At 65.8% G+C, this 2,577-nt stretch carries 2 protein-coding genes; both read right to left on the bottom strand.

The features are described 5' to 3' along the window. A partial coding sequence (resB, locus tag A2J02_RS18190) for a cytochrome c biogenesis protein ResB (protein ID WP_032400877.1) occupies nt 1–1,439 on the bottom strand: 1,439 nt, incomplete at its 3' end. Nucleotides 1,440–1,473: 34 nt separating this feature from the next. Next, the coding region (gene lnt, locus A2J02_RS18195; protein ID WP_082899530.1) for an apolipoprotein N-acyltransferase at nt 1,474–2,577 on the bottom strand (1,104 nt) is incomplete at its 5' end.

Here is a 2,577-nt window from a genome sequence, read left to right on the forward strand (position 1 = left end):
ACCAGGGACACCAGTAGTCCGGTCATCATCGTGACCGCGAACACGAGCACCCACCGCTGCGCGGGGTCGTATCCGACCTGGAGGTTCGCGAATTCCTTGGCACCGTCGAACCGGACGACGGTGCCGTCGGAGAGGGTCGTCGATTCTCCGGGCCGCAGGTTGACCCGGTCCTGCTTGACCAGCCGGCCCTGGTTGATCATCTCCTGGTCCAGGGAGAAGATCGACTGCGGGATGCCGGTGTCGAGACCGGTGTCGCCTTTGTAGATGTCCACTGCCACCGCGGGATCGACCAGTTCCGGGAAGCGGGAGGAGAGCAGGTTGCCGTTGAATTGCGCGGTGGGCGCGAAGAGTCCTTCGATGGCGATCTGCCCTCGGCGGCGCTCCTCGGCGGTGGCGTAGGTCCCCCCGGGTGGGTCGAATCGCAGCGCGCCGCTGCTGAGGAACGTGGTGGCGTCGTCGGGGCGGAACTGCAGCGCTTCGGTGCGGGTCTGGCCGTCGGGGAAGGTGACGGTGAACTCGGGGGCGTAGCCGTGTCCGGTGAGGTAGATGCGTTCGTCGCCGAGCCGGAGGGGTTCGTTGACTTTGAGTTGATAGTCGCGCCAGGTGTCGGCGGCGATGTCGTCGGCGCTCTGGTAGGAGATGTTCGAGGTGAACATCTCGGCCTGACCGTTCTCGAGGTAGTCGGCGGTGAAATCTCTGACCCGGATACAGAACGGCTCGAGTCCGGTGCCGTCGGTGCTGTTGCCGGCGCGAAAGGAGTCGTAGATCGCGGGCGAGGTGTTGCAGAAACCGGGCCCGTTGTCGGCGATGACGATGACCGAGCCTTCGTAGCCGAACAGTTTGCCGATCGCGATGGCCGCGAGCAGACCGATCAGCGAGAAGTGAAACAGCAGGTTCCCGGCCTCGCGGGTGTAGCCCTTCTCCGCCGAGAGAGTCAGTGCCCCATCGGGCTCGGGTCGAACGGCGGTACGCCACCCTTTCAAGTGCCGCGCGATGTCGGCGATCACCTTCTCGGGGTCACCGGCGAGGGTGCCCGAATGATGCAACGGTAGTCGAGTGAGGTTTCGCGGTACTCGAACAGGTTGTGCGCGAAGAGCTTTGCCGTGCTCGATCAACCGGGGAGTCAGACAGCCGATCAGCGACACGAACAACAGGACGTAGATCGCGGTGAACCAGGAACTCGCGAACACGTCGAACAATTCCAGCGTGTCCATCACCGGCCCGAGAACCGGACGCGCGGCAATGAAAGAATCGACGGCCTGGGTATTGAGATTGCGCTGCGGCAGCAAAGCGCCGGGGACAGCTGCGGCGGCGAGGAGGAACAGCAGCACCAACGCTGTCCGCATCGACGTCAGTTGTCGCCACCGGTTGCGCAGCATCGCCACTGTTCTGCGCACCAGTCCCGGCGAGTGCGCACGGGGGTGTTCGTCGATCGTCATCTCCGCACGCCCTTCACCGACCACCATCTAAATACTACGCGACATAGTAGTTTGCGGGGTTCGGTGTGATGGAGCGTGGTCGGCGCAGCAGCGAGAACGCCAGTGCTGCACCAGCGCCGGTGGCGGCAATCCATTCCGGAACGCTGCCGGTGATCGTCGCCGGGGTGAGGGTGGTGCTCAGTGACACCTCGGTGACGACAGCTGCGGGGGTGAACAGCTCCGTGCGCTCGACGACCTCCCCGCGTGCATCGATGACGGCGCTGACGCCGCTGGTGGCCGACACGACGACGCTGCGCCCGTGTTCGACCGCTCGTACCCGCGACATGGCGAGTTGTTGATAGGTCATGTTCGTCCGACCGAAAGTGGCGTTGTTGGTGGGCACTGCGATCAGCTGGGCACCGGCGCGCACGGAGTCGGTGAGCAACGAGTCGAAGGCGACCTCGTAGCAGGTGGCCACCGCGACGTGCACTCCGGCGAGGTCGAGGACGCCGTTGCCCTGGCCCGGGGTGAAGTTTCCTGCCTGGGCGGCATAGGGAGAGAGTGCGGTGACGATCGTGCGCATCGGCAGGTACTCCCCGAACGGCACCAGTTGCCGCTTGTCGTGCCTCTGCCCGGGCCCGGTGACGGGATCCCACACGATCGAGGTGTTGCTCGTGGTGCCGTCGTCTCGGCGGAGAACCGTGCCGACGAGTACGGGGACTCCGACGGCGCGGGCCGCGGCGTCGATACGTGCGGCGGCGTCGGGGTTGCGCAGGGGATCGATGTCGGAGGAGTTCTCCGGCCAGATGACCAGGTCGGGTGCGCGTACGCGGCCGGAGTCGATGTCGGCGGCGAGCTCGATGGTGCGCTGAACATGGTTGTCGAGAACCGCGCGTCGTTGGGCGTTGAAGTCGAGACCGAGACGCGGGACGTTGCCTTGCACCAAGGCGACGGTGACCGTGTCCTGCGGCGGCGGAGCGAACAGTGGAGCCACCATCGTGAGCGCCCCTACAGCAGTGGCCACACCGATGCACGACGCTGCTGCAGTTCTGCGGGTGATGCGACCGGAGGCAACGACGCCGGCCAGAGCGGACCCGATCAGCACCACGACGAACGACAACCCCGGCGCGCCGATCACCGCAGCCAGAGGCAGCAGCGG

Source organism: Rhodococcus sp. EPR-147 (genome assembly GCF_001647185.1).
Classification (GTDB): Bacteria; Actinomycetota; Actinomycetes; order Mycobacteriales; family Mycobacteriaceae; genus Rhodococcoides.